This is a genomic window from Parabacteroides sp. AF14-59, from assembly GCF_003479515.1.
Classification (GTDB): Bacteria; Bacteroidota; Bacteroidia; order Bacteroidales; family Tannerellaceae; genus Parabacteroides; species Parabacteroides faecis.
On sequence record NZ_QUHH01000011.1, the window covers coordinates 156,470 to 183,434 of the forward strand.

Sequence of the window (26,965 nt, forward strand, 5' to 3'; positions counted from 1 at the left end):
GTTTTTATGGACAAAAACAGAAGGTTAACTATTTGGTTACCTGTTATCATTGCAGCAAGTATTGCTCTCGGTATCTTTATTGGGAACAACTATCTTTCTCTTACCCAGCATGGTAAACGCCGGATGTTTTCCAGCGGGAATAAAATAAATGCCATACTCGATATTATCGACGAACAGTATGTCGATACTGTGAATATGGGTAAGTTGGTGGAAGGCACAATACCTAAAATATTCAGTGAGCTAGACCCCCACTCCGTTTATATCCCTGCCGAAGATGCAACGATCGTAAACGAAGACCTGGAAGGTTCATTCAGTGGCATCGGGGTTTCATTCAATATGCAGACAGATACCATCCTGGTAATCAGCGTCATTCCTAAAGGCCCGGCCGAAAAGGCAGGATTATTGCCGTTCGACCGTATCATCACGATCAACGACTCCATTTATTCCGGGAATAACACCAGCCAAGCAAAGATTATGCGTACACTACGCGGAGCGAAGAACAGTACGGTTAAGCTTGGTGTGAAACGTGGAGGTGCTCCCGACCTGCTTTACTTCGATGTGACACGCGGAGATGTTCCGGTTAATTCCGTGGATGTATCTTATGAGGTGAGCAAAGGAATCGGTTACATCAAAGTTAGTAAATTTGGACGGACAACCTATAACGAATTTATCACAGCGATTGCCAAACTGAAAGAAATGGGATGCAGCTCTTTCGTCATCGACCTGCGTGGAAATACCGGTGGCTATATGGATGCTGCTATCAATATGGTTAACGAATTTATGCCGGAAGGACGGCTGATCGTTTACACAGAAGGTAAAGCATTCCCGAGAAACGATGTGTACACCAATGGTACCGGTACTTGCAAAGAGACTCCTATCGTTGTCCTGACAGATGAATTTTCAGCTTCTGCCAGTGAAATTTTCTCAGGTGCGATCCAGGATAATGACCGCGGATTGATCATCGGACGCCGTACCTATGGAAAAGGGTTGGTACAATCGCCCATCAAACTAAGCGATGGTTCAGAAATCAGACTGACGATTGCCCGGTATTATACGCCTTCAGGACGAAGTATTCAAAAGGACTACAAATTGGGAGATTCCGCAGACTACGATCAGGATCTGTATAATCGCTTCATTCATGGTGAATTCGATTCTGCTGACAGTATCAAGAATACACACACGGAAAAATATCATACCATGATCGGACGAACTGTCTATGGCGGTGGCGGTATCATGCCGGATATCTTCATTCCGCGTGATACGAGCGGCATCACTACTTATTTCACCAGCATTGTTAACAGCGGAACGCTTTATCTGTATGCTTTGGAATATTCTGATCAGAATCGTGAAAAGTTATCATCGTTCACGGATTATCAGGATCTGTACAAATATTTACAATCTCAACCTTTGTTGTACGATTTCACCAATTTTGCAGCATCCAAAGGCATCAAGAAACGTCCGAACCTGATCAATATATCAGGTAAACTGATCGAAAACCAGTTACACGCGTATATTGTACGGAACTTCTTCGACGAAGCCGGATTCTATCCGATCTTCCTGAAAGACGACCCTACTTTATTACGTGCCATTCAGATCATAAACGAAGGAAAATCGATTCCTACATTAGAGAAAAAAGATGCAGATAAAGGAATTGCAAGGATCCAAGCAACACCTTCGAAAATACATAGCCTCTCTAAAGAGTTCGTACGAGAAGACTACATTGCTTGATTTTTCTGAAACAATACTGAAGCAGCTGGAAGAGACTGAACTCTTCCGGCAGGCTTCTTGTGTCGCATTATACAACGCTATCCCCGGAGAAGTTCAGACAGCCACTTTTCTCGAAAAATGGTATGATAAAAAACAACTTCTCCTCCCACTGGTAGTTGGCAACGATCTTCGTTTATTACCTTACGAAGGAATAGATACCTTAAAACCCGGAATTTTCGGCATTCTGGAACCTGCCGATCAGGAAACGACTATTCCTGAAACGGATATTGATCTGATCATTGTTCCCGGTGTGGCATTCGACCGCCAATTGAACCGCATGGGACGCGGAAAAGGATATTACGACCGGTTATTATCCACTTTACAGGCACCTAAAATTGGAATCTGTTTCGATTTTCAGTTACAGGAAATGATCCCGGTTGAACCTTTCGACAAAAAAATGGATATGATCATTACAGAAAAAGAAGTTATTACCGGATAATTATATCATGAATAACAGTAGCACCAGCATATTCATTCAAGCTCTTCACCAACCTTTCGCGGCATAAAGTAAGCTCACTCCTTAATACGGAAGAAGTCAGCGATACATATAATATATGATCGCGTACATATATATTACGGGTATATTGCATAACCATCGGTCCGAGCACCTCTTTCCAGGCACGTTCCACCCGAATCTCCAGAATCTTTTCATAAAGTTCCGTATTATCTTCAAAGAAATCTCTCAGGACTTCACCGATAGCTTGTGTGTTCCGCCGTTTCATACACGATCCTCCATAGGTTGCACCTCACCCTGTTCTACCCTGAACAAGGCATAATCATGATTCATAGCTTGCAGTATTTCATCCAGATATTTCCTGTTGGTATCAGTTATAAATATTTGTCCGAAACTGTCACCGCTAACCAGTTTTATAATCTCGGCAACACGAGCCGCATCCAACTTATCAAAAATATCATCCAAAAGCAAAATGGGAGTCGTCTGGCCTTTTCGGTTAAGAAAAGCGAACTGGGCCAGTTTTAGCGCAATCAGATAAGTTTTGTTCTGTCCCTGAGAACCTACTCGGCGGATCAGCTGCTCATTCAGTGTCATTTCCAGTTCATCTTTATGCACGCCGTTGGATGTATATCCCAGGATACGATCACGTTCCCTGTTGGCAGCCAATGATTCTGTCAAGTCTCTATCCTCCAACTGGGAAATATAGCGTAATCCGACCTGTTCGGTAGAACGGCAAATAGTCTGATAGTACTCATTGAAAATAGGAATGAAACTCTCCACCAGTAGTTGACGCTTATCGAAAACCATTCTTCCGTACATACTCATCTGCATTTCCAATACTTCATACAAAGCGGCATCCGTACTTTGATTCTTAAGAAGCATATTACGCTGAAGCAACGCCTTGTTATACTGTATCAGAGCATGCAGATATTGCTTGTCTTGCTGTGAAATGATCAGGTCCAGAAATCGGCGTCGTTCGTCACTTCCGCCACGGATCAAATCCGAATCAGCAGGTGAAACCATGACTAAAGGCAATAGTCCGATATGTTCGGACAATTTTTCATATTCCTTTTTATTCCGCTTGAACTGTTTTCGCTGACGGCGACGGATAGCACAGAAAATATCCTCCGCCCTCCCTTCGTAATCATACTCTCCCTGGATCACACACATATCCTGATCATTGTTGATGATCTGACTGTCAAGAGTATTTATATGACTCTTACAAAACGAAAGATAATGGATCACATCCAACAGGTTCGTTTTCCCCATCCCGTTATTTCCAAAGAAACAATTCATTTTCGGGGAGAAAACAACTTCCGCCTGAAGAATATTTTTGTAGTTGAGAATAGAAAGCTTTCTGAGTATCATCTGTACTTTATTAATCGTACAAAATTAAAAAATATACTTCTAAGTATAGATTATATCAGTAAAAAAAACTACTTTTGCGCTTTGAATTGCCATTGGCATAAATCTGTAGATAAAATAATAAATAACTATAACACATTATGGCTACTAAGGGAAAAGACACCAACAAGGAGTTAGAAGTAGAAGAGATTGTTTCGAGATCGGAACAGTTCATTGAAAACAATTCAAAAAAGATCATTTACGGAATTATAGCTATCGCACTTGTTGTTGGAGCTGTTCTGGGAATTAAACACGGTTATTTGATTCCTCAGGAAAAGAAAGCAGCCGCTGCTATATTTAAAGGAGAACAGTATTTCGCTAAAGACTCTTTCAATCTGGCATTGAACGGCAATGGAGCTGATTTCGACGGCTTTGAAGGAATCATTGATCAATATGGAAGCACAGCTTCCGGTAATCTGGCAAAAGCCTATGCAGGTATCTGCTATTTCAAAATGGGCGATACGGAAAAGGCTATTGATAAACTAAAATCATTCAGCGGAGACGACAACATGATTTCTCCGGCTATTATAGGTTTGATCGGTGACTGCTACGTAAATATGGGTAATATAAAAGAAGGCATCAGCTATTTCGAAAAAGCTGCCAAGAAAGCAGACAACGAAGTGATCAGCCCGGTTTACCTGAAGAAAGCAGGTATTGCTTACGAAAACCAGAAACAGTACAGTGATGCTGTTAAAGCATATACTACGATTAAAGAAAAATATTTCAACTCAATGGAAGCTGCCGATATCGATAAATATATCGCCCGTGCTTCTGCTGCTAAATAATATAATCATACGATATAAACTATATAAGAGGATGTCTCATCAAAAAAGGCATCCTTTTATTTTAAATATAGAGTTATGGCTACAGCTTATCAAAATTTATCAGATTACGACTTCAACAGCGTTCCGGACGGCTCAGAAATGACATTCGGTATTGTAGTCGCAGAGTGGAATAAGCACATCACAGAAAAACTACTGGAAGGTGCCTGTAACACGCTGGAAAAACATGGTGTAAAACCGGAAAACATATATGTCAAACGTGTACCGGGTAGTTTTGAACTGACTTTCGGAGCCAAACGTATGGCTGAAACAAAAGATGTAAATGCCGTGATCGTTCTGGGATGCGTTGTCAGAGGCGATACTCCCCATTTCGACTATGTTTGTTCAGGCGTTACACAAGGTATTACCGAGTTAAATCTGATGTATGATATTCCGTTCATTTTCGGTCTGTTAACTACTGACAACATGCAGCAATCGGAAGACCGAGCAGGCGGTAAGTACGGAAATAAAGGGGATGAAGCAGCAGTGACTGCATTAAAAATGATTCATTTTTCTGACTAAACGCTTGCAGGTTTCAAAAATAATCGTACCTTTGCATCGCAATTGAAAATAATAGGGGCAGTTACCAGAGTGGCCAAATGGGGCTGACTGTAACTCAGCTGTCTTTCGACTTCGGTGGTTCGAATCCATCACTGCCCACTAACTTTTCAAAAGCAATTAAAATTGCGGAAGTAGCTCAGTTGATAGAGCATTAGCCTTCCAAGCTGAGGGTCGCGGGTTTGAGCCCCGTCTTCCGCTCTCAAGAAAAGGATAATCGAAAGGTTATCCTTTTTTTATATGCAAAAGTCCCGACTTTCACAAGCCGGGACTTTTCTGATTTAACCAAAACTATTATGAAAAATGTACAAAAACAGGTTGATCAACCATCATCAAAACGCAAACCTTTTCATAGGCCCCACTTTCTTAGAAAAGGTAGTCCGACAAACGTCTTTATCAGACTACCTGAAAGAAGAATCACTTCTTCCTTCTTTCTTCATAGATAAGGTATGCCTGTCTATTTAAGATACGTTATATCTTCTTTTTCGCTTCATCTATTTCTCTGATGCAAATAAAGAAGAAAAAAAGACATCTGCCAAGGAAAAACAAAGCATACAGAAGACAAAACAGTTTCACCGATAAGACAAAATCGTTTTTGTCCGTTCCCTGAACAATTTACCGGTCGAATCAGGTCTTCTTTAACCCGTTACGACGGCGGTATTCACTAGGAGTCATATTATACACTATTTTAAAATTACGCACAAATGTCCGGGAATTATTAAAGCTGGCTTCTGAAGCTACAACTTCAATCAACTTGTTAGAGGGATCCAACAACAGAGTAGATGCATAAATAACACGCTGTCTATTTATGTATCCATGAAAAGCCACATCATCTTTTAGGCGAAGAATTTTATTCAATGACTTCTTCCTGACATCGCATTGACGAACAATGATATTTACATTTATATCTTTATCCAGAAAATGCTTTTCTGTTACCACATACTGATGAATCTTATTATATATTTCTACATACTCAGTATTGTCTGAAGGTTCAGGCATTTTATATTGAGGTATATGCCAGTCCAATATTAATACAAAAAAACAGTTGTCTGAGACTTTAATTCCCCAAAAACGAAATTCAATCTTTTCATTCATACGTTCACTATGTTAATCAGAAAATTTAAAGGGCAGACCCAGTATAGCTTATAGTAAACACTACATATTAATATTAGATTTAGGTTTAGCGATAATAAATTCATACCCTAGATACTAAAACAAATATAATCTTAACATCTTTATTTCCAAAGGAAATATCCAAATAACATTCTATCCCCCATTTTTCTAGTCATTTTGCTTTTTATTCATATCTTTGGGGCAACATAAATATATTAATAATCTACGGAGATGAACGAACAGATAAAACAGATAGCTGAGCGTCTGGCCGGATTGCGGGACGCACTGGAGATTACTCCTGAAGAGATCGCCAAGGTCTGTAACCTGACCACAGAGCAATACCTGGAACTGGAAAGCGGCACAGTCGATATTTCAGTCAGCCTTTTACATCAGATTTCACAGGCATACGGTGTAGAACTTACTACCTTGATGTTTGGCGACGAACCTAAAATGAGTTCTTATTTTATTACTCGTAAAGGTAAAGGTATCGCTGTTGAACGCACCAAGGCCTACAAATACCAATCGCTGGCTGCCGGATTTGTCGGACGTAAAGCCGATCCGTTCATGGTTACTGTTCATCCGAAACCGGAAGATGAGCCTATTTATCTGAATTCGCATCCCGGACAGGAATATAATCTGGTATTAAAGGGCCGCATGCTCCTGCAGATCAATAACAAAGATTTGATCCTGGAAGAAGGAGACAGTATATATTTTAATTCCGAACTGCCTCATGGTATGAAAGCGTTGGATGGAGAGAAGGTCAGTTTCCTGGCTATCATTTTATAAATTAAAAAGTCATGTTAGAAAGATTCTTAGATCAGACGACCTTTACGTCGCAGGAAGATTTTATAAATAACTTCAAAATAAAAGTACCCGAAAATTTCAACTTCGGATATGACGTGGTAGATGCTTGGGCTGCAGAAGAACCCGACAAAAAAGCCTTGTGCTGGACAAACGACCAGGGTGAACATATTGATTTCACTTTTGCCGAACTGAAGAAATATACAGATCAGACGGCTGCCTATTTCCAGTCTTTAGGAATCGGGCACGGCGACATGGTCATGTTGATCCTGAAACGTCGTTACGAATTTTGGTTTTCGATCATCGCACTACATAAGCTAGGAGCCGTAGTCATTCCGGCAACTCACCTGCTGACAAAAAAGGATATTGTCTATCGTAATAACGCTGCCGATATAAAAATGATTGTTTGTGCCGGCGAAGATATTATCACCAAACATATTATCGATGCACTGCCGGAATCTCCGACTATCGAAAAATTAGTATCCGTCGGTCCGGAAATACCAGAGGGATTCGACGATTTCCATAAAGGGATCGAGAATGCCGCACCATTCATACGCCCGTCTCACCCGAACAGCAATGATGACATTTCATTGATGTATTTTACGTCCGGAACGACAGGTAATCCGAAAATGGTGGCACACGATTTCACTTATCCACTGGGACATATCGTAACCGGTAGTTTCTGGCACAACCTACACCGTGACAGCCTTCACCTCACCATCGCCGACACCGGCTGGGGTAAAGCCGTTTGGGGAAAACTATACGGACAATGGATTGCCGGAGCAACTGTATTCGTTTACGATCACGAGAAGTTCACTCCTGCCGATATGTTACAGATGATCCAGGATTACAAGATCACCTCTTTGTGTGCACCTCCTACGATCTTCCGTTTCCTGATCCGTGAAGACATGACGAAATACGATCTGTCTTCCCTACAATATTGTACGATTGCCGGTGAAGCACTGAACCCTGCCGTATTCGAAGCATTCTATAAACTCACCGGCATTAAATTAATGGAAGGATTCGGTCAGACGGAAACAACACTGACTGTTGCTACATTCCCATGGATGGAGCCGAAACCAGGTTCTATGGGGGTACCTAACCCGCAATACGATGTAGACCTGATCCGTCCGGACGGAACCCGTGCAGAAGATGGAGAGCAGGGACAAATCGTTATTCATACGACTCAGGGCAAACCGATCGGTCTGTTCAAAGAATATTATCGCGATGCCGAGCTTACTCATGAAGCCTGGCACGACGGCATGTATTATACGGGCGACGTTGCCTGGCGTGATGAAGACGGTTATCTGTGGTTTGTCGGTCGTGCCGACGATGTGATCAAAAGCTCCGGTTACCGCATCGGCCCGTTCGAAGTGGAAAGTGCACTGATGACACACCCTGCTGTTGTCGAATGTGCGATCACAGGTGTACCTGATGAAATTCGCGGACAGGTGGTAAAAGCAACGATTGTACTGGCGAAGGATTACAAGGAGAGAGCGGGCGAAGCATTGATCAAAGAATTACAGGATCATGTTAAGCGTGTTACCGCTCCATATAAGTACCCTCGTGTAGTAGAATTTGTCGAAGAATTACCTAAAACCATCAGCGGTAAAATCCGCCGTGTGGAAATCAGGGATAAAGATAAAAAATAGAAGATTACACGAAAATGACATATCAGTTTACACGGATAGCAGTAAAGATAGGAAGTAATGTATTGACAAGAAAGGATGGCTCACTCGACGTCACCCGTATGTCGGCATTGGTTGATCAGGTTGCGGAGTTACACCGCAACGGAGTAGAAGTGGTATTAATATCTTCCGGAGCAGTAGCCTCCGGAAGAAGCGAGGTGAAACCCGGTAAGAAGCTCGATGCCGTCTCTGCCCGCCAACTCTATTCAGCAGTAGGTCAAGCCAAGCTGATCAACCGCTACTTTGAGTTATTCCGCGAACATAAGATCGCTTGCGGCCAGGTTCTCACCACAAAGGAGAACTTCGGTAGCCGCACGCATTACCTCAACCAGAAACATTGCATGGAGGTGATGCTTGACAACAAAGTGATTCCTATCGTCAATGAGAACGATACAATATCCGTTACCGAACTGATGTTTACCGATAATGATGAACTATCCGGCCTGATCGCTACCATGATGGGGATGGATGCGCTTATTATCCTGAGTAATATCGACGGTATCTATAACGGTAATCCGGCCGATCCGGCAGCAACGGTCATCCGGGAGATTGACGGTGGTAAACAGGATCTTTCAGAATATGTACAAACCAGCAAGTCTTCTTTCGGACGTGGCGGAATGCTGACGAAATGTACTATCGCGCAGAAAGTAGCTGACGAAGGAATCACCGTGATCATTGCTAATGGCAAAAAAGAAAATATCCTGCCTTCGTTATTGGCAAAAAGCAGCCAGACCGTATGTACACGTTTCATTCCGGCAGCCAAACCTGTCAGCAGCGTAAAGAAATGGATCGCTCACTCTGAAGGTTTCGCCAAAGGAGAGATACACATCAATCAGGGTACGGAAGAGGCCTTAACCGGAAACAAGGCTACCAGCCTGTTGTTGGTAGGCGTTACCGCTATCATCGGGGACTTCGAAAAGAATGATATCGTAAAGATCATTAATGAAGAAGGTGAACAGATCGGAGTCGGTTGTGCCGGATACGACAGCCGGGAAGCTATTAGTCTGATCGGACAACGCGATCTGAAACCGCTAGTTCACTACGATTACTTATATCTGGATTAATTAATAGGTATGTTTAATCATGGGAAAAGATAATATCAGGAAATAATATGTCAACAAATATAACAGAGTTATTAAAGCAGAGCGTTACCGCATCCCGTCAACTTATCACGTTAAGCGACGAGGCTATAAACCGTATCCTGACCGATACAGCTGACGAACTGATAAACAGACAGGCGGAAGTTCTTGCTGCCAACGAGAAAGACCTGGCCCGTATGGACCCGGCCAATCCCAAATATGATCGTCTGAAACTGACCACTGATCGTTTGGCCGGTATTGCCGGAGACATGCGGAACGTAGCCTCACTCCCCTCTCCGCTCGGCAAAGTGATCAGTGAAGCCATCCGCCCGAACGGCATGGCAATCCGTAAAGTATCGGTACCATTCGGAGTGATAGGCGTTATCTACGAAGCACGTCCGAATGTCACATTCGATGTTTTCTCTCTATGTTTCAAAAGTGCAAACGCCTGTGTACTAAAAGGTGGTTCTGATGCAGACGACTCCAACCGTGCATTGGTTACTATCATCCATACCGTGTTGGAACGTCACGGCATCGACCCGGCCGTTTGTACTTTATTACCTCCCGAACGAGAAGCGACAACGGAACTGTTGAATGCCGTCGGCCTGGTAGACCTTATCATTCCCCGTGGCAGCAGTTCGCTGATCAATTTCGTACGCGACAATGCCCGCGTGCCGGTTATCGAAACAGGAGCCGGTATCTGCCATACTTATTTTGACAAAGATGGAGATAAAGAAAAGGGACAAGCCATCGTAAACAACGCCAAAACCCGGCGGGTAAGTGTTTGCAATGCATTAGATTGTCTGATCATCCATCAGGAACGGCTCCACGATCTTCCCTTTATCTGCGATAAACTGAAAGATAGCGATGTCACGATCTATGTGGATGAGCAGGCTTTCACCGCTTTGTCAGGACAATATCCGTCAGCACTGTTGCAACCGGCCAACGAAGATAGTTTCGGTACTGAGTTCCTCGACTACAAGATGAGTATCCGTACCGTATCATCGCTCGAAGAAGCACTGGAACATATTGCCTGTTACAGTTCTAAACATAGCGAAAGCATCGTCAGCGAATCATCCGAAGCTATCCGCCTGTTCCAGCAACAGGTAGATGCCGCCTGTGTCTATGCCAACGTATCGACCGCTTTCACCGACGGCGCACAGTTCGGTTTCGGAGCAGAGATCGGTATCAGTACGCAGAAACTACATGCCCGCGGACCGATGGCTTTACCGGAACTGACGACTTATAAATACATTATCGAAGGAAACGGGCAAATACGAAAATAATACCTATTTTTGTATCCATCATTAAATTAATAATATGAGACATTTCACTTGTGTACAGGATTTAAGCGACCTGAAGCAGGCGCTTAACGAAGCTTTCGAGATCAAGAAAGACCGCTTTCAGTTCACAGAACTTGGCAAGAACAAGACGCTGTTAATGATATTCTTCAACTCCAGCCTGCGTACGCGCCTCTCTACTCAGAAGGCTGCGATGAACCTGGGGATGAACACGATGGTTCTCGACGTGAACCAGGGTGCATGGAAACTGGAAACCGAACGCGGCGTCATCATGGATGGAGACAAACCGGAACACCTGCTGGAAGCTATTCCGGTCATGGGTTGTTACTGCGACATCATCGGTGTACGTTCTTTCGCCCGCTTCGAAAACAAGGAAGACGATTACAACGAAAAGATCATCTCTGAGTTTATCAAGTACTCCGGTCGTCCGGTATTCAGTATGGAAGCGGCTACCCGCCATCCGCTACAGAGTTTTGCCGACCTGATCACAATCGAGGAATATAAGAAAACAGCCCGTCCGAAAGTGGTTATGACCTGGGCACCGCATCCCAAGTCTCTTCCACAGGCTGTCCCCAACAGTTTTGCCGAATGGATGAATGCAACGGATTATGAATTTGTGATTACCCATCCGGAGGGCTACGAACTGGATCCTAAATTCGTAGGCAATGCCCGTGTGGAATACGATCAGAAGAAAGCCTTCGAAGGTGCAGACTTTATCTATGCCAAAAACTGGGCCGCTTATACCGATCCGAACTACGGCCAGGTATTAAGCAAAGATCGCGCCTGGACTGTCGATACGGAAAAGATGGCACTGACCAACAATGCTTATTTCATGCACTGTCTGCCGGTCCGCCGTAACATGATCGTTACCGACGACGTGATCGAAAGCCCGCAAAGCATCGTGATCCCGGAAGCCGCCAACCGCGAAATTTCGGCACAGACGGTACTGAAAAAGATATTGATGGGATTATAACCCTAAAAACGAAGTCTCTATTTCGTTTCACAACCGGATTTCTTTCATATCACAGTTGGATTCCGTCTGTTTCACAGATGAGTTTCTTGTGTTTCACAACTGTGATATGAATAAATAATTGGACCTAATAAACACAACCTGCCGGATAAAGCGAACAAAGACCGAGGTAGCTGGCTATATCCGGAACATAATTTATCTCAACTAAAGCATGAAACATTCCTACTTACTCCCAGCTGGTCTGTCTTTTTTCATCATCTCCTTATTAATCGGTTGCAAACAACCTGAACAGTATTTTAAAGTAGCAGGAATACTTCACACTCCTTATCAGATTCAATTCTGTTATACCGAGTCGCTGGAAGAAGAGATCCATGCAGAACTTCAACGTTATTACCATTGCCTCAACCCGTTCGATTCTACCTCAGTCATTTCTCAGGTCAACAGGAATAAAGACATAGAAGTGGACGATCTTTTTGTGGAGGTATTCAACAAAGCAAAGGAAGTATCCGAACAAACCAATGGCATTTATGATATTACTTGTGCCCCTTTCATCAATCTTTGGGGATTCGGGTTCAGTAAAAGCGACAGTGTTACACAGGCGATGATAGATAGCATACGTGCTTTTGTCGGATATCAGAAAATACGTTTGGAAGGAAAGAAAGTAATCAAGGATGATCCACGCATCCTGCTGAATTGTTCTTCATTGGGAGATGGTTGCAGTTGCGAAGTCATTGCCCGTTTATTCGATAGTAAAGGTATTGAAAATTACATGATCGACATAGGCGGTGAAACGACAGTCAAAGGAGTCAACCCTAAAGGAGAGTGTTGGCGTATCGGTATCACCAAACCAAAAGACGATCCGATGGGTGTCAACCAGGAGTTACAGGAAATCGTACAGTTATGTGGTCGCCATGGTCTTGCCACTTCCGGTGACTATCGTAATTTCTATATCAAAGACGGAAAGAAATACGCCCATACTATCGATCCCCGAACCGGTTATCCGGCAGGTCAACCGATCCTCAGTGCCACCATCGTTGCTGCCGATTGCATGACAGCCGACGCCTACGCAACAGCTTTCATGGCTATGGGCCGGGAAGAAGCCCACAAAATCCTGCAACAGCATCCGGAACTGGAATATCTGTTCATTTATGCCGACGAAAACGGTGACTACCGGACCGAATCTTCTGAAAGGTTCCGCCAATATCTGGTTTCCAAACCGTAAAACGACAGATTAATTACCTTCTAAATCAAGACTTCGTCTATTTTAACCATCAACTTATTCCGGTTCCCGATTGTTCTATTATAAAACATAAAATAGAACATCATGGGCTTCAACATTGCAAAAACAGATAAGAAACGGGTTGTCATTATTGGTGGTGGTTTTGGAGGATTAAAGTTGGCCAATAAACTGAAAGGAAGCAACTTCCAAATAGTCTTGATAGACAAGAACAATTTCCATCAGTTCCCGCCCTTATTGTATCAGGTAGCATCATCCGGTCTGGAGCCGGGATCAATCATATTTCCTTTCCGAAAGATATTCCAGAAACAGAAAGACTTCTACTTCCGAATGGCAGAAGTGAAAGCCGTTATCGCCGAACGAAACCTGATCGAGACATCGATCGGTGAACTGAGCTACGACTATCTGGTGATAGCTTCCGGTACCATCACCAACTTCTTCGGCAACAAGACTATTGAAGAGAAAGCATTACCGATGAAAACGATCCAGGAAGCTCTCGAACTAAGGAACACCCTGCTTTCCAACTTTGAAAAGGCGACAATCTCTACCGATCCGGAAGAAAAACAAGCACTGATGAATGTGGTTATCGTTGGCGGTGGAGCCACTGGCGTAGAGGTTTCCGGAGTACTGGCTGAAATGAAAAGATTCGTTATGCCGAAGGATTATCCGGACCTGAAACAGTCGGATATGAATATCTATTTGATAGAAGGTTCTACCAGGTTACTCGGAGTAATGTCTACCGAAGCATCCGAGAACGCAGAGAAATTCCTGAAAGAGATGGGCGTAAACATCATACTGAATAAAAGGGTAACAGACTATCAGGATGGAAAAGTCATACTGGACGACAACTCCACTATCACAACCAAAACCCTCGTTTGGGTCAGTGGTGTAACCGCCACGCATTTTGATCATATCGATAAAGAAGCATTGAACCGGGGTGGCCGGATCACAGTCAATGAGTTTAACCAGATGCCAGGGATGACAAACGTATTTGCTATCGGCGATGTTTGTTTCCAGACAGAAGAAGAATACCCGAACGGTCATCCGCAAGTAGCCCAGGTAGCTATCCAGCAGGGAAATCTGCTTGCTGATAACCTCAAACGCCTGGAATCGGGGAAGACATTGAAAGCCTTCCATTACATAAATCTCGGAACACTGGCAACCGTAGGACGCAACAAAGCTGTCGCCGATCTGAAAAAGCTGAAGTTACAAGGGTTTATTGCTTGGATGGTGTGGATGTTGGTTCATTTACGTTCTATCCTGGGGATCAAGAATAAGTTGATGGTACTGATAGAATGGGTATGGAGCTACTTTACTTACGACCAATCTATTCGTTTGATACTCTATATACCTAAAAAGCATAAGTCAACGTCAACCACGTAACCCGGGCATCCCGATTACGGATTTGCTCCATATGCATTTTGCTCGTATCGATAATCGTTGTCTCCTCCAGACCGTCGAAGATATTATTGATACTCAAGTTAGCACGTAATTTACGATTCATAAAATACTGCGAGAGTCCGGCATTCACACTGCTGTGGCTCTTTATTTTTCCCTGCGGTGTCAACTGGTCCGAAATAAAGAAACCATCCAACTGAAACTCGGTGGTCGGTGTTATGGCAATGCTTACACTCCCCTTCCAATCCGTGCAAACCATCGATTTCTTTTCATCATAGCCGACCGTACGCCCGTCGATCTCATCTTTATAGACATTTCCAGAAAAGCCGATATTCAGTATACGGATAGGATTCCAGTTGCCAGACAGTTCAAAACCGAATGACTGGCTGTGTCCGATATTCTCTTTCTGCCAGACAGACTCATCATTCACCACTTCCATGATCCGGTTCGACTTATTCCGGTAATAAATAGCCGGAGAGAAACGGAAACGATCCGCCACCAATAAATAAGACAACTCCAAAGAATGAATGAACTCATCTTTCAGGTCAGGATTTCCCTGTGTCAAATGCGTCGGGTCGCCATACTGAATGAAAGGATTCAGATCCGCTCCGTAAGGACGAATCACCCGTTGCAGATAACTCAACGACAGGCTACCGGATTTACTGGTTTGCAAAGATAGTTTCACGCGTGGATAAATATGAAAACGGGTATGACTTCTTTCCGAATCCGAAGTCCCCGACTTATCCACTTCCGGGACATGAGTATTAAACTCCTGTGCATTTATCTCCGCCTGTAAACCAGCCTCGGCAGAAAAACGATTCCATCGCTTATCTACAGAAGCATACAGCAAATGAGTATTCCGGTTGAAAGAATAATCGTATGTCTTATTATCTACCGGAGTCCAGATATCGTCATCCAGGCTGATATCGTTCGTCTCAGTCCTGTACTTTTCATCTTTTATACGTCCGATATAACCGGCTTTGAAATACCAATCGTTTGTAAACAATTTACTGAATGCGGCAGACAAATAATAATTATGTTTGTCCTGATTGGCAAACATATTATCTTTCTTCAGGATATTTCCGGTACCCGGCTTTTCATTCTCATACTGATTATCCTCATCGTAACTAAAATCATTGTAATTGAATGTCACACTTAACTGGTCCAGCGGATTGGCAAAACGATGATTCCATCTCGCTTCCACAGCATAAGCATCCTGGCGCTGGTCGTTGTAACGGTGGCGCATCATCTGATTCTTCACAGTCCCGTCCGGATTCAATACCTTATTATTGATCCCGCCATAACGGCTGTAATCCATTAAATGATACAGTCCATATACCGTCAGCAGGTCATTTGAAGTCAAATCGTAACCAACGCTCAAATCCGCCAGATGAACATCGGGACGTGCCTTCGCATTGTTATTCATCAGGGTCGTACCCGCCTCCGTCCATGTAGTCTTATCGAATGAACGTTCACGGTATTCCTTACGATAATTATATTTTCCGACAATATGGAATTTACCCGGATGCAGATTGACGACCGCACCGACATTATACCGTTCCTGTAACCCGGCCCCCAATGTAACCGTCAAAGGAGAATCGGATTTCGTATAGTTGGCAGAAGAAAGATTCAGTACACCGGCATCACCGTCGGGAACCAGCGAGATATCGGGCAGGGCAGACATGGAGATACGGTTAAAGAACAAAGCAGGCAACTGGATCAGGACATCTCCGCTATATTCTTCCAGCAATCCGTAAGGAATACCGTTGATCAGCATCCCCGCCTTACTGGAACCGCGATAAGTCACTCCCCCTTCAATATCAGTGACCAGCGAAGGCATCTGGCGAAAGGCTTCCGAGACAGTCCCCGTCACACTACTCAGGTTCTTATCGACCTGCAGACGTTTGACCTCTCCCCCGTTCAAGCCGGAAAAACGCTTTCCCTGTATTTCTACATTTTGTAACAACAGATTCATGTCGACCGGGTTCTGGGCTGACATCGCATGGCTGAACAACGCGACAACTGGGATAATGAGTAGATTTCTTTTCATATTGATATACCGTTATAAACAAAAAAAGTCTGTATGTGTAAGCATACAGACTGTCCTTCTAACTGTTTACTGAATATTATTCAGCAGGAGCAGCTTCTGTTTCAGTAGCAACAGCAGTTGAATCACCTTCAGCAGGAGCAACTTCTTCTGTTACTGTTTCTTCTTCAACAACTGCAGGAGTTTCTTCTACTGTAGTTTCTGTTTCAGCAACTTCAGCATTTGATTCTGCAGATTTGTTACCACAAGATGTGAAAGAAACGGCTGCAACGATAGCAGCAAATGCAACTAACTTTTTCATTTTGTCTTTAATTTAAACGGTCTATAATATCTTCTTGTCTTAAAACGATGCAAATGTATGTATTAATCAAATATGTTGTACAACATAAGAGACTTTTTTTTCAAATATTTTTTGCAACGAATGCAAGAGACTGTTAATCAAGAGACAATAATAGAGATTAGTAGTTACTGTATAAATATCTTTTAATACTTTTCTTCGGAGTCTTCTCAAACTCGGTCGGGTATAACTGTATTTCAGATACCACTTCATAGGAAGCCAGCTGCTTGTTCAACTCAATCCGGTTCTGTTCCATAATGACCGGCAGATCGGTATGAGAAATACCGGTTCCGTCCACCGTATCATAATCAGGATAAACCAAAGCCACCAACTTACCGTTTTTCTCGATAACGATACTTTCCATGACAAAAGGCAGGTTGTTTATCTTCGATTCAATCTCTTCCGGATAAATATTCTGTCCACTGGCACCCAGGATCATTGTCTTACTGCGGCCACGGATAAAGATACGATTATCGTGATCGATCGTTCCCAGGTCGCCGGTATGAAGCCAGCCGTCTTCGGTAAAAACATTTTTAGTCGCTTCTTCATTCTTATAATAGCCTTTCATGACGTTCTCACCACGAACCTGAATCTCCCCTACCGTATTATACGGATCATCAGAATCGATACGTACCTCCATAATACCTTTCAGTATCTGTCCGCAAGAACCTAGTACATATTCGCGATTATTGTCATAACTGATCAACGGTCCGCATTCCGTCATTCCGTAACCGATCGTAAACGGGAACTTGATCTTATACAGAAAATCACTTACTTCCTGGTTCATGGCAGCTCCTCCGACAATAACCTCGCGGAAACGGCCTCCCATAGCATCCACCAGATGTTTACGGATCTGTGCATAGATACGGGAATCCAGCAAAGGGATATTCAGAGCCAGCTTCATCGTCGTCTTACTCAACTGGGGAAGAATCATTTTCTTATAGATCTTTTCCAGAATCAGCGGAACAGTCAGGATCAGGTTCGGCTTCACCTCTTCGAATGCTTTCAGCAAAATCTTCGGAGAAGGAACTTTCCCTAACATATATACATGTGCACCGACAGCCATCGGTACCAGGAAGTTGAAAGCACAACTATAGGCATGTGCCAACGGCAAGAAACACAATTCACGATCACCCCGATACATCAGATCCAGTGTCTTGGCATAAGTCACATTACCGGCCAGGTTGTTGCCTGTCAGCATAACGCCTTTACTGAAACCGGTCGTACCGGAAGTATAGTTCAGCAAGACAACCTTGTCGTTATCCAGTTCGGCATATTTGATATCGTTCTTGGAAAACCCGTTCGGATACTTCTCTGCCATCTTTTCATCCATCGACTTCATCAGCTTCTGGATACTTTCGCCGTCACGCTGATGCAGGCAACGGAAATCGGAAAGAGAGAATACACCGCGTATCTCTTCGATCTTATCTTCTTCCAACGAATCCCAGATACGGTCACTGACAAACAGGAACACCGATTCGGAATGGTTGATAATATGATGCACGTCATTCGGATTAAAATCCTGCAGAATCGGTACTATGATCGCACCATAGGTCACAGCCGCCATATAAACAATACACCAGCGGGCACTGTCTTTTCCGATCAGGGCAATCTTATCCCCCCGACGTATCTGACATTCCTCAAACAGAATATGGATGCGTGCAATCTCCTTCGCAACATCTTCAAATGTAAAAGTGACGTTCTTGCTGTAATCTGTTAAGGCGGGTAACGACCAGTTTTCCTTGAAACTGTTCTCGTATATCTTAATGAAGTTCTCTTGTATCATAGCACAGATGCTTAAATTTCGTGCAAAAATACAGACTATCCGGCAGATACACAACAGATAGGGAGAGTTTAACCCTTAACCGCTACATTCATCTGCCGGTTTATATTCTATTTTTTGTACTTTGCCAACATAATCACCGGATTGGCTTCCTCATCCAAACCCGCTGCAATTTCTTTCAATTTGCCTTTCAGCTGTCCTTTCTCATAAGCCTCGACGAGGTCAGGAGCCTGCAAAGACTGGCTGATTGCAATTTCAGAGTTGCGGGGTTTAAAAAGGAATGAAATCGATCTCTTATTTGAATAATCACCATTGTACATGGTAAACTGAGAAAGAGTCTTTTCCTGTTTGTCATAGAACAAATCGGTACCAGGGAATCCTTTAAACGTTTTGTAGTCAAGTTCTTTCTTCATAGTCCGCATAAAATAATAACGATCGGTAATAACGGTCGGGAAAAGAAAGACTTCCGTTTCCATGGTATTGATGGAGGGAGTCCGCACAATGATAGGATACATATTGCCATCAGCCAAATAGTTGTACAACGTATCGGACGAGGTGTTCACAAGTATCCAATTATTCTGACTGGGGAACATCAGGTGAAACTCAGGTACAACCGTCAATTCATCTTTCATAATGACCGGTGTCTTATACGCTTTATAAGGGATTCGGATTTCACGGGTGACACTTCCGTCTTGCTTGGAAACAAGTAAATGGCATGCTTGCTCATCTTCTTTCGGTGTCGAATATTTCTTGTAACAAATCAAATGATCACGATCATAATTGAAGATATCGTCATAATAGCCGGTATCTGCATACTTGAAACTTCTCTTATAATTTCCGGACAGATCATACACCGATATTTTTCGTGCGGGATAGTCAGATACAAACATTTCACTGTTATCTTCATCCAATATAATAGAGTTAATCCCTGAATATTCCTCGGCACCTTGTCCAAAGCGGTTTATCTTCTTTATCCCTTTCCCGGTCGCCCTGTCATAAACGAAAATATTCCCGTCCCGCATATTCCTTACTACTATGACCTTCTTACCGATGGCTTCCACAATGCCCTGCGTAATAAATTCGTCATTTGTTTCCAACGGAACATATTCCACCTCCATAAAATCCTGTAGAACCAGTTCCTTCTCGGGATAACTGGCACTGACATCCACTGTGATAAGATCGTCATGTTGGCTACCGGACTGCTGGCATCCTGTGAATCCTGCCATTGAAAGGAGAATCATTACCAGACTTGCATTTAACTTTTTCATTTCTTTCTGTTTGTTATAATAAAATACTACGAACACCTTTACACTTGTACGGATATTTCGTACGAAATGTACGTAATATTCAAAAGACAAACAACTTAATCCCTGTTCCACTCGCAACCTTTAACAATCTTTATTGTTAGACTTACCTCAGCACATCATAAAGAAGTCTCTCACTCCTCACGCAAGAAACTTTATCCGAATATTTTCGCTAAATTTGCGCGATAATTCAATCGCAATGATAGACAAAACCGTATTTGAAAACAAAATAGCTGCTTATTATACCCTGGGCTGCAAGCTCAACTTCGCAGAGACCTCTACGATAGGAAAGGTCCTTGCCGAACAGGGGGTACGCAAAGCCCGTGCGGGTGAGAAAGCAGACATCTGTGTTGTTAATACCTGTTCCGTGACAGAGCTTGCCGACAAGAAATGCCGCCAGGCCATCCGCCGGATCAGTAAACAACATCCGGGAGCCTTTATCGTTGTAACGGGTTGTTACGCACAGCTCAAACCGGAAGAGGTTTCCCATATAGAAGGTGTCGACCTGGTTCTCGGTGCCGAACAGAAACTGGATATTTTAATGTATCTGGACGACCTGAAGAAAAAAGAAGAAGGCGGTGCAGTGATCGCCTCGCAAACAAAAGATATACGCACATTCTCCCCTTCCTGCTCGGCAGACGATCGTACACGCCATTTTCTGAAAGTGCAGGACGGATGCGATTACTTCTGTTCTTACTGTACCATTCCCTTTGCCCGCGGACGGAGCCGCAACGGTACCATCGCCAGCATGGTGGAACAGGCACAGGAAGTAGCCCGCAAAGGAGGTAAAGAGATTGTACTGACGGGAGTCAACATCGGTGACTTCGGTAAATCGACCGGTGAAACATTCATCGACCTGATCCGTGCACTCGACGAAGTGGAAGGTATCGTACGTTACCGCATCTCTTCCATCGAACCGAACCTGATCACGGACGAAGCGATCGACTTCGTTGCTTCCAGCAAACGATTCGCCCCTCATTTCCATATTCCCCTGCAAAGCGGAAGCGATGAAGTTCTGAAACTGATGCGCCGCCGTTACGACACGGCCCTTTTCCGCCATAAGATCGAGAAGATCAAGGAGATCATGCCGCACGCCTTTATCGGTGTGGATGTGATCGTCGGTACCCGCGGAGAGACGGACGAGTTGTTCGAAGAGGCACGCAGCTTTATCGACAGCCTGGACATCAGTCAACTGCATGTGTTCAGTTACTCGGAACGTCCGGGAACACAGGCTTTGAAGATCGCCCATTCGGTAGACCCGAAAGTAAAACATGCCCGCAGCCAGCAACTGCTGGACATTTCCGACAGGAAACTACATACTTTCTATGATCTCCATACCGGCAGTCAGGCGGAAGTTCTGTTCGAACAGACCCGGAAAGGAGGCATGATGCATGGCTTCACGGAAAATTATATCAAAGTAGAGATACCTTACGACAGTTCACTGGTAAACGAAACCCGACGGGTAACACTGACCGGCTGGAATGAAGACCGTACCGCACTGAATTGTGAATTAGTAACAAACAGCTGATATGTGGAATAAAATTCAATACGGATTGATCTATTCATGGGCCAAAGTTCATGCTTTCCTGCCCATGCCGGTATTATATGTACTGTCAGATATCCTGTATGTACTTATCTATAGGGTAATCCGTTACAGGATAAGGGTAGTCCGCCGCAATATGGAAGCCTCCTTTCCCGAAAAGTCCAAAATAGAACTTCGCAGGCTGGAGAAAGCCTTCTATCATCACTTTTCCGACTATATTGTCGAGACGATCAAACTGGCGCACATATCGCCGGAGGAAGTGTTACGCCGTGCCCACATCAAGAACCCCGAAGTCGCAACCAAGCTACAGGCGGAAGGACAAAATACGGTTATGATGTTGATGGGACATTACGGAAACTGGGAATGGTTCAGTGCCTCCAGCCTGGTATATACGGAATCCAGACTATGGCAAATCTACCGCCCCTTGAACAATAAGGCAGTCGACCGCCTGTTCATCTTTCTCCGTACCCGCTTCGGTTCGTATGGTATGAAAAAGAATGATACGGTACGCGACATGATGACACTGAAGCGCGAAAACAGCAAGAACATTGTGATCTTCATTGCAGACCAGACACCAAGCAAGGCGAACCTGCATTACTGGACAAACTTCCTGAACCAGGACACTCCGATGTTGAACGGTGCCGAACGTATCGCACGAAAATTGGACCTGCCGGTTATCTTCCTCGATGTACAGAAAGTAAAGCGCGGATATTACACGGTTGAAATGAAGTTAATGACAGCCCATGCCAAGCAAACTGCCGAAAACGAGATTACCGAATCGTATGCTCGCATGACGGAGAAGATGATCCTTCGTAATCCGGCTTATTGGCTCTGGACTCATAAACGTTGGAAATACAAACGAGTTGACAAATGACAGTTATAAAATATGAACTTTGAAAATGAATAAACAACATACAACAAGACAAATAAATAGCAGTGGGCCTCACCTGTCAACTGTCAACTGTCAACTGTCAACTAAAAAAGTCGCTATTGTTATATTGAACTGGAACGGTTGCAAGCTGATGGAAAAATTCCTTCCGTCGGTCATCGATTACAGTCCTTCTGAACTATCTGAAGTAGTCGTTGCCGACAATGGTTCTACGGATGCCTCCATTGTTATGCTGAAAGAAAAGTTCCTGTCCGTACGAATCATTCAGCTCGATAAGAACTACGGATTTGCAGAAGGCTACAACCAGGCCCTCAAACAGATCGATAACGAGTATACCGTTCTTCTCAACAGCGATGTAGAAGTTACACCTGGCTGGCTCGATGCCCCTCTGGCTGCTCTTGAAGCCGATCCGACAATAGTTGCCGCCCAACCTAAAATCAGGGCACAGCGTAACAAAGCGTATTTCGAATATGCCGGAGCCGCCGGTGGTTATATGGACATCTACGGATACCCTTATTGCCGGGGTCGTGTGTTGCATGTAGTAGAAAAAGATGAAGGGCAATACGACACACAGGCGGATATCCTTTGGGCTACCGGGGCCTGTCTGTTTATTCGTACCGCCATCTATAAAGAAGTCGGCGGACTCGATGCCGGTTTCTTCGCCCATCAGGAAGAGATAGATATGTGCTGGCGACTACGTTCAAGAGGCTACCGCCTGGTATGTACGCCCCAATCTGTCGTCTACCACGTCGGCGGCGCGACTCTGAATGTGGAGAGCTCCCGCAAAACTTTCCTCAACTTCCGCAATAACCTGTTGATGCTTTATAAGAACCTACCGGAAAAAAACGTGAAGCATGTAATGCGTGCCCGTTTCTGGCTCGACTACATTGCGGCGACCAAATTTCTGCTCTGCGGCCACTTCCCTAATGCCAAAGCTGTTTACGAAGCCCGTAAAGCCTTCTTCGAGATGAAACCGGAATATGCGGCAAAACGCCGTGAAAACCTAAATAAGACAACACTAACAGACATACCGGAACTGATGCGGCAAAGCCTGATCGTTGCTTTTTATTTGAAAGGGAGAAAAAAGTTTACAGATTTGAAGTAAATACGACCATTCAGATTTATGGACTTTACTCTACAATCCACTTCTCAATATTCCGGGTTGCAGCGCTGAAGTTCACACCGATCTTAAACAGTTCGCGTCCGTCAGTTTCAAACGGCCGGACATAATGTTTTTCGTTAATTTGATGCAAGGCTTCTTCGGCAGTGCCGTCCAGTTTGAACTCCATCACGTAAATAAATTTATCCGTCTGAAGAACGAGGTCGATGCGTCCCTCACTGGTGTGATATTCCGGTCTCTATCTCACGTACAAACTTCTGTATCTCGAACGGAGCTTCCAATTTATTATAGCGGGTGTAGTAAGGCATCAGGAACTTGACAAACCCCTCCTCCACCTCTCTGTTTGGAAAACCCAAACTGTAAAGATCGAAACGCCGGTCATAGCCCTTTATAGTCAGATACCCACTCTGGAAAATAACCGGTATTGGCTCTTCATCCCCATAGATACTGTTCAACACTTCAGAGCTCGCCTCCACATGCGTCATTTGCTCCAGGTTATAATGGCTACGCTTCAGCAACTCCACCAGATAAGTCGGCGTACCCGTTTCAAACCAGTAACTGCCGAATTTCATTTTATAAAAGGTATTAAGCAAACTGAACGGATTGTATATGCCGATGGAATCTTCCACAAAGTGATAACCGTCGTAACAGACTTTCAACTCATGCGCAGCCTCCTCAAAACTCATTTTCTGCTTATCGGCCAGTTCCTGCAAGTCTTCACGGAAGTTATCATAAATCTCCTGTTCCGTTATCCCACATAAAGCCACATACTTTTCGTTCATCGAGATATCGATCAGGTTATTCAGGTCGCTGAAAACGCTTACCTTGCCGAACTTCGTAACACCGGTCAGTATGCCGAACTTGATACAACCATCCATTGTCTTCAACACGCCATAGAACGGTTTCAGTGTATCGCGAAAACTTTTCTGCAACTCCTCATTGCCAATAGCTTGTAGCATCGGCTTATCGTATTCATCAACAAGAAATGTATGCATTTCCGTCCAATTACCCAATAGTTCGTCGAAGACAGATTATAATTATTAAACCAGGCCGGAATCCTGATACGTAGTCAGGACATCCGTACCGATCGGTACGGATGTCCTGCTCACCTCGAAGCAGATCACACACACCGAAGCATACACGCCACCTGCACAGACCGGAGCATGCCTCCTGCTCAAAAACTACTCAATTTCAGGACGATCGTCACCACCATCACCTACAACCAGCGTCTGTGGATAAACCAGCGTACGCATCTGTTTCAGCAAAACACTGGCCGAACTGAACCACGTATCCACCACCAATTGATACTCACCGGCAGCCAGGTTTCCCGGCAGGCTGAACATCAGGCGGCTGGGGTCGTTGATACCCAGCTGGGTTATATCGGCGGCAACCGACTGATCGGACAATTTCTGCAGCTTCACACGGCCCAGCCCCGTACCGTCGGCACCGATACTACGAATCTTAATGCCCGTCACATCCAGCATGCCTCCCGGTGTGATCGTTCCGTCGGTCTTGCCCGTCGCAACATCTTTTACCAACGAGATACGGGCACCCCCCATCAAACGGACAGTCCCGGAGAATTTAGGTGTAACCTTCGCCACCTCTGCACGCATGGCCTGTGCAGGAGTGATGTTCACTTCACATTTATTGACTGCCGGATCGACCACCCCTTTGTCTCCGATAAAAACACCCGTGAGGGACGGGCTGTATTGTGCCGATCCGGTCGTTATAGTATGACCGGCAGCAACCAGTTGACGGATCTTTTCATCGATCAGGTTACCGATGTTCACGATGGTATCGACACGGTATTCGGTACGTTCGGCTGAAATCTCAAGGGCGATATCACTCATTCCCATCGACTTTCGCGTACAGACCTGCGCCGTATAATCTTCCTTGATATCTTTGGTCATCGTATACTCATTGAGATCAAACGACCATTCATAACTTTTCTTTATGTCTGCCATGTTATTATTTTCAGATATTGTTTCATTTGCGGTTTATCGTTTCGAAAAGATCTTTGCCGACTTTAAAGCGAACCGTAGTACGCTCATCAAGCATGACCGGAACACCGGTCCTGGGGTTACGAACCAGGCGTGCGGGTTGTTTGCGGGGACAAAAACGCCCGAAACGTAAAAAGACCACCTCTTCTTCACGCGCCAGGACTTCAGTGGTGAGCGCCAAAAAGTCGTCTATGAATTCACGCACATCCCTGGACGGTCGGCCTGTACGCTCTGCTAACTCAAGAATAAATTTTGTCTTGTTCATAATGTTCAGTTTAATTAGTTTCTGATTATTTATTTGTTTATTCGATGTCGATCTTTGAGGCCAAATACAGCTGTCGTTCCTCCCATTCAGCGAAGTAATCCCACTGGCGGCATATATTCAGAGGCGGAGTTATCCGGATACATTCATCGTCGGCAAGTGTACTGTACTTTTCCAAGAGCGAACACAAACGGTCATCAGGGATACGAATACAGACAAAAGAGCCAGCGGCATCGGTGCGGCTCCAGTTTACTGCAAGCTTGGGACAAAGCAGGACGGCATAATAAGCCGAACGTCCGAAAGCGGTAAACCGACCTTCCTGCAAGTATAAAAAGATATTGTCCGTGTTGGTTCGTTCCTTTTCCAGGATGGTGTTTATCCGGTTCATTTCATCTGTCTTTCAGAGGTTTATAATCTCTTACACATCTAAATTTCAATGCTTTGCTCTTTGTTTTAGCGCTTGACTGCGGCATAGTTGTACTGAAATCAATATACCATGCCTGAACCTCTGTATTCTCTGTCGAGGTCCAGTATTGACCGCTTAACTGGCTATCGGGATAAATAGCATTAATGCCATCCCGAAACAGCCACATCAGCATCATCTCCCGTTGAGTAGGCATACGCCAGCTTCCCTTAGGAAATTCTGTAGTGAAGTAATTTTTGCATCCGTATGTGAAATTTGGGTCAAAGTTTCCGTCCGGATTGAGGTTGGTATTATCGCCACCTTCTCCTCCATGAAACCCCATAGTCGCCGCCCAGTACCGAGTATTCGCTTCTTCTGTCGGGGCAATGATAAAGCGAAAAGGGATTTTGTCGTTCACGCTGATATTATCTCCGTTACCTTTATCGGCAGTATGCCGTATGGTTGCTCCATCTTTCGAAAGTCTCAGACCCAATGGCCAGATTGCACTTTCAGGTATACCTGCAGAGTAAAAGACGGCATAATCTCTACCTGAATTAGCAGAGTTCGTTCCTTTCAGGTTTTCTTTTTGTAATTGCTGCCCGAAGACGGCGGAAGCCGGAAACAGGCATACCATGACGGCAGTTATAAAAAATTCACGTATCATAATGTTCTGTTTTATTTAATTC

At 44.2% G+C, this 26,965-nt stretch carries 26 protein-coding genes, 2 tRNA genes and 1 pseudogene; 16 read left to right on the forward strand and 13 right to left on the reverse strand.

Annotation, left to right across the window (positions count from 1 at the left end; all coding sequences use genetic code 11):
• The first annotated feature begins 6 nt into the window (after window positions 1-6).
• On the forward strand, window positions 7-1,728 hold the full coding sequence (locus tag DWW23_RS13530; RefSeq protein ID WP_122353815.1) for a S41 family peptidase: 1,722 nt from the start codon (window positions 7-9) through the stop codon (window positions 1,726-1,728).
• Window positions 1,685-2,206, forward strand: a complete 522-nt coding sequence (locus tag DWW23_RS13535; RefSeq protein ID WP_370449270.1) for a 5-formyltetrahydrofolate cyclo-ligase — start codon at window positions 1,685-1,687, stop codon at window positions 2,204-2,206. Before DWW23_RS13530 ends, DWW23_RS13535 begins: the two co-directional genes overlap by 44 nt.
• Here DWW23_RS13535 and DWW23_RS13540 read toward each other — a convergent pair.
• Together DWW23_RS13540 and DWW23_RS13545 are read right to left on the reverse strand one after the other, a co-directional pair.
• Window positions 2,196-2,489 carry a DUF721 domain-containing protein gene (locus DWW23_RS13540; RefSeq protein WP_122353817.1) on the reverse strand — a complete coding sequence of 98 codons (294 nt, stop codon included), beginning with the start codon at window positions 2,487-2,489 and terminating at the stop codon, window positions 2,196-2,198. The two genes, DWW23_RS13535 and DWW23_RS13540, sit on opposite strands and share 11 nt — an antisense overlap.
• A complete protein-coding gene (locus DWW23_RS13545) occupies window positions 2,486-3,589 on the reverse strand; it encodes a DNA replication/repair protein RecF (RefSeq protein ID WP_122353818.1) in 1,104 nt (367 codons plus the stop codon). Before DWW23_RS13545 ends, DWW23_RS13540 begins: the two co-directional genes overlap by 4 nt.
• Before the next feature lie 137 nt (window positions 3,590-3,726).
• On the opposite strand from DWW23_RS13545, the gene DWW23_RS13550 reads away from it, so the two are divergent.
• The 4 genes from DWW23_RS13550 to DWW23_RS13565 all read left to right on the forward strand — a co-directional run bounded on the left by DWW23_RS13550 (window position 3,727) and on the right by DWW23_RS13565 (window position 5,205).
• Window positions 3,727-4,410: a tetratricopeptide repeat protein gene (locus DWW23_RS13550; protein ID WP_122353819.1), complete on the forward strand. Its 684-nt coding sequence runs from the start codon at window positions 3,727-3,729 to the stop codon at window positions 4,408-4,410.
• Window positions 4,411-4,485: 75 nt separating this feature from the next.
• Window positions 4,486-4,968 (forward strand): 6,7-dimethyl-8-ribityllumazine synthase, encoded by a 483-nt coding sequence (gene ribH / locus DWW23_RS13555; protein ID WP_122353820.1) that lies wholly within the window; start codon window positions 4,486-4,488, stop codon window positions 4,966-4,968.
• Window positions 4,969-5,023: 55 nt separating this feature from the next.
• Window positions 5,024-5,106, forward strand: a tRNA-Tyr gene (locus DWW23_RS13560).
• A 26-nt stretch (window positions 5,107-5,132) separates the two neighbouring features.
• Window positions 5,133-5,205 (forward strand) — tRNA-Gly (locus tag DWW23_RS13565).
• A 426-nt stretch (window positions 5,206-5,631) separates the two neighbouring features.
• Here DWW23_RS13565 and DWW23_RS13570 read toward each other — a convergent pair.
• Window positions 5,632-6,099, reverse strand: a complete 468-nt coding sequence (locus DWW23_RS13570; RefSeq protein ID WP_122353821.1) for a helix-turn-helix domain-containing protein — start codon at window positions 6,097-6,099, stop codon at window positions 5,632-5,634.
• A 249-nt stretch (window positions 6,100-6,348) separates the two neighbouring features.
• Between DWW23_RS13570 and DWW23_RS13575 the strand changes: the two genes are divergently transcribed.
• The 7 genes from DWW23_RS13575 to DWW23_RS13605 all read left to right on the forward strand — a co-directional run bounded on the left by DWW23_RS13575 (window position 6,349) and on the right by DWW23_RS13605 (window position 14,576).
• Entirely contained in the window at window positions 6,349-6,903 is a 555-nt protein-coding gene (locus DWW23_RS13575) for a helix-turn-helix domain-containing protein (RefSeq protein ID WP_122353822.1), read from the forward strand.
• Between the two features lie 11 nt (window positions 6,904-6,914).
• Entirely contained in the window at window positions 6,915-8,570 is a 1,656-nt protein-coding gene (locus DWW23_RS13580; protein WP_122353823.1) for an AMP-binding protein, read from the forward strand.
• Between the two features lie 14 nt (window positions 8,571-8,584).
• On the forward strand, window positions 8,585-9,670 hold the full coding sequence (gene proB / locus DWW23_RS13585) for a glutamate 5-kinase (protein WP_122353824.1): 1,086 nt from the start codon (window positions 8,585-8,587) through the stop codon (window positions 9,668-9,670).
• 47 nt (window positions 9,671-9,717) lie between these two features.
• Entirely contained in the window at window positions 9,718-10,971 is a 1,254-nt protein-coding gene (locus DWW23_RS13590; protein ID WP_122353825.1) for a glutamate-5-semialdehyde dehydrogenase, read from the forward strand.
• Window positions 10,972-11,005: 34 nt separating this feature from the next.
• Window positions 11,006-11,959 carry an N-acetylornithine carbamoyltransferase gene (locus DWW23_RS13595; protein WP_122353826.1) on the forward strand — a complete coding sequence of 318 codons (954 nt, stop codon included), beginning with the start codon at window positions 11,006-11,008 and terminating at the stop codon, window positions 11,957-11,959.
• A gap of 208 nt (window positions 11,960-12,167) precedes the next feature.
• Window positions 12,168-13,178: an FAD:protein FMN transferase gene (locus DWW23_RS13600; RefSeq protein ID WP_122353827.1), complete on the forward strand. Its 1,011-nt coding sequence runs from the start codon at window positions 12,168-12,170 to the stop codon at window positions 13,176-13,178.
• A 102-nt stretch (window positions 13,179-13,280) separates the two neighbouring features.
• A complete protein-coding gene (locus tag DWW23_RS13605) occupies window positions 13,281-14,576 on the forward strand; it encodes an NAD(P)/FAD-dependent oxidoreductase (protein WP_122353828.1) in 1,296 nt (431 codons plus the stop codon).
• Here the strand turns inward: DWW23_RS13605 and DWW23_RS13610 are convergent.
• The 4 genes from DWW23_RS13610 to DWW23_RS13625 all read right to left on the reverse strand — a co-directional run bounded on the left by DWW23_RS13610 (window position 14,545) and on the right by DWW23_RS13625 (window position 20,026).
• Window positions 14,545-16,641 (reverse strand): outer membrane beta-barrel family protein, encoded by a 2,097-nt coding sequence (locus tag DWW23_RS13610; RefSeq protein WP_122353829.1) that lies wholly within the window; start codon window positions 16,639-16,641, stop codon window positions 14,545-14,547. The two genes, DWW23_RS13605 and DWW23_RS13610, sit on opposite strands and share 32 nt — an antisense overlap.
• Window positions 16,642-16,717: 76 nt before the next feature.
• Entirely contained in the window at window positions 16,718-16,939 is a 222-nt protein-coding gene (locus tag DWW23_RS13615) for a hypothetical protein (RefSeq protein WP_028726975.1), read from the reverse strand.
• A gap of 157 nt (window positions 16,940-17,096) precedes the next feature.
• Window positions 17,097-18,761: an AMP-binding protein gene (locus tag DWW23_RS13620; RefSeq protein ID WP_075558717.1), complete on the reverse strand. Its 1,665-nt coding sequence runs from the start codon at window positions 18,759-18,761 to the stop codon at window positions 17,097-17,099.
• A gap of 107 nt (window positions 18,762-18,868) precedes the next feature.
• Window positions 18,869-20,026: a 6-bladed beta-propeller gene (locus tag DWW23_RS13625; protein ID WP_122353860.1), complete on the reverse strand. Its 1,158-nt coding sequence runs from the start codon at window positions 20,024-20,026 to the stop codon at window positions 18,869-18,871.
• Between the two features lie 235 nt (window positions 20,027-20,261).
• Here DWW23_RS13625 and mtaB point away from each other — a divergent pair, with 235 nt between their 5' ends.
• Genes mtaB through DWW23_RS13640 form a run of 3 tightly spaced genes read left to right on the forward strand, consistent with a single transcriptional unit; the run spans window position 20,262 to window position 23,599 of the window.
• Window positions 20,262-21,590 (forward strand): tRNA (N(6)-L-threonylcarbamoyladenosine(37)-C(2))-methylthiotransferase MtaB, encoded by a 1,329-nt coding sequence (mtaB, locus tag DWW23_RS13630; protein WP_122353830.1) that lies wholly within the window; start codon window positions 20,262-20,264, stop codon window positions 21,588-21,590.
• Between the two features lies 1 nt (window position 21,591).
• A complete protein-coding gene (locus DWW23_RS13635) occupies window positions 21,592-22,479 on the forward strand; it encodes a lysophospholipid acyltransferase family protein (protein WP_122353831.1) in 888 nt (295 codons plus the stop codon).
• 25 nt (window positions 22,480-22,504) lie between these two features.
• Window positions 22,505-23,599 carry a glycosyltransferase family 2 protein gene (locus tag DWW23_RS13640; protein ID WP_122353832.1) on the forward strand — a complete coding sequence of 365 codons (1,095 nt, stop codon included), beginning with the start codon at window positions 22,505-22,507 and terminating at the stop codon, window positions 23,597-23,599.
• A gap of 25 nt (window positions 23,600-23,624) precedes the next feature.
• Here the strand turns inward: DWW23_RS13640 and DWW23_RS13645 are convergent.
• The 6 genes and pseudogenes from DWW23_RS13645 to DWW23_RS13665 all read right to left on the reverse strand — a co-directional run.
• Window positions 23,625-24,597, reverse strand: a pseudogene (locus DWW23_RS13645) (AAA family ATPase); the annotation flags it as partial.
• Window positions 24,598-24,654: 57 nt separating this feature from the next.
• Window positions 24,655-24,792: a hypothetical protein gene (locus DWW23_RS26435; protein ID WP_158583187.1), complete on the reverse strand. Its 138-nt coding sequence runs from the start codon at window positions 24,790-24,792 to the stop codon at window positions 24,655-24,657.
• A 3-nt stretch (window positions 24,793-24,795) separates the two neighbouring features.
• Window positions 24,796-25,578, reverse strand: a complete 783-nt coding sequence (locus DWW23_RS13650) for a DNA-binding domain-containing protein (protein WP_122353833.1) — start codon at window positions 25,576-25,578, stop codon at window positions 24,796-24,798.
• 22 nt (window positions 25,579-25,600) lie between these two features.
• Window positions 25,601-25,879 (reverse strand): HU family DNA-binding protein, encoded by a 279-nt coding sequence (locus DWW23_RS13655; protein WP_122353834.1) that lies wholly within the window; start codon window positions 25,877-25,879, stop codon window positions 25,601-25,603.
• A 37-nt stretch (window positions 25,880-25,916) separates the two neighbouring features.
• The gene (locus DWW23_RS13660; RefSeq protein ID WP_122353835.1) at window positions 25,917-26,264 is read right to left on the reverse strand and encodes a hypothetical protein; all 348 of its coding nucleotides are present in this window, start codon (window positions 26,262-26,264) and stop codon (window positions 25,917-25,919) included.
• 1 nt (window position 26,265) lies between these two features.
• Complete coding sequence (locus tag DWW23_RS13665) at window positions 26,266-26,943, reverse strand: DUF1566 domain-containing protein (RefSeq protein ID WP_122353836.1); 678 nt, start codon at window positions 26,941-26,943, stop codon at window positions 26,266-26,268.
• Between the last annotated feature and the right edge of the window lie 22 nt (window positions 26,944-26,965).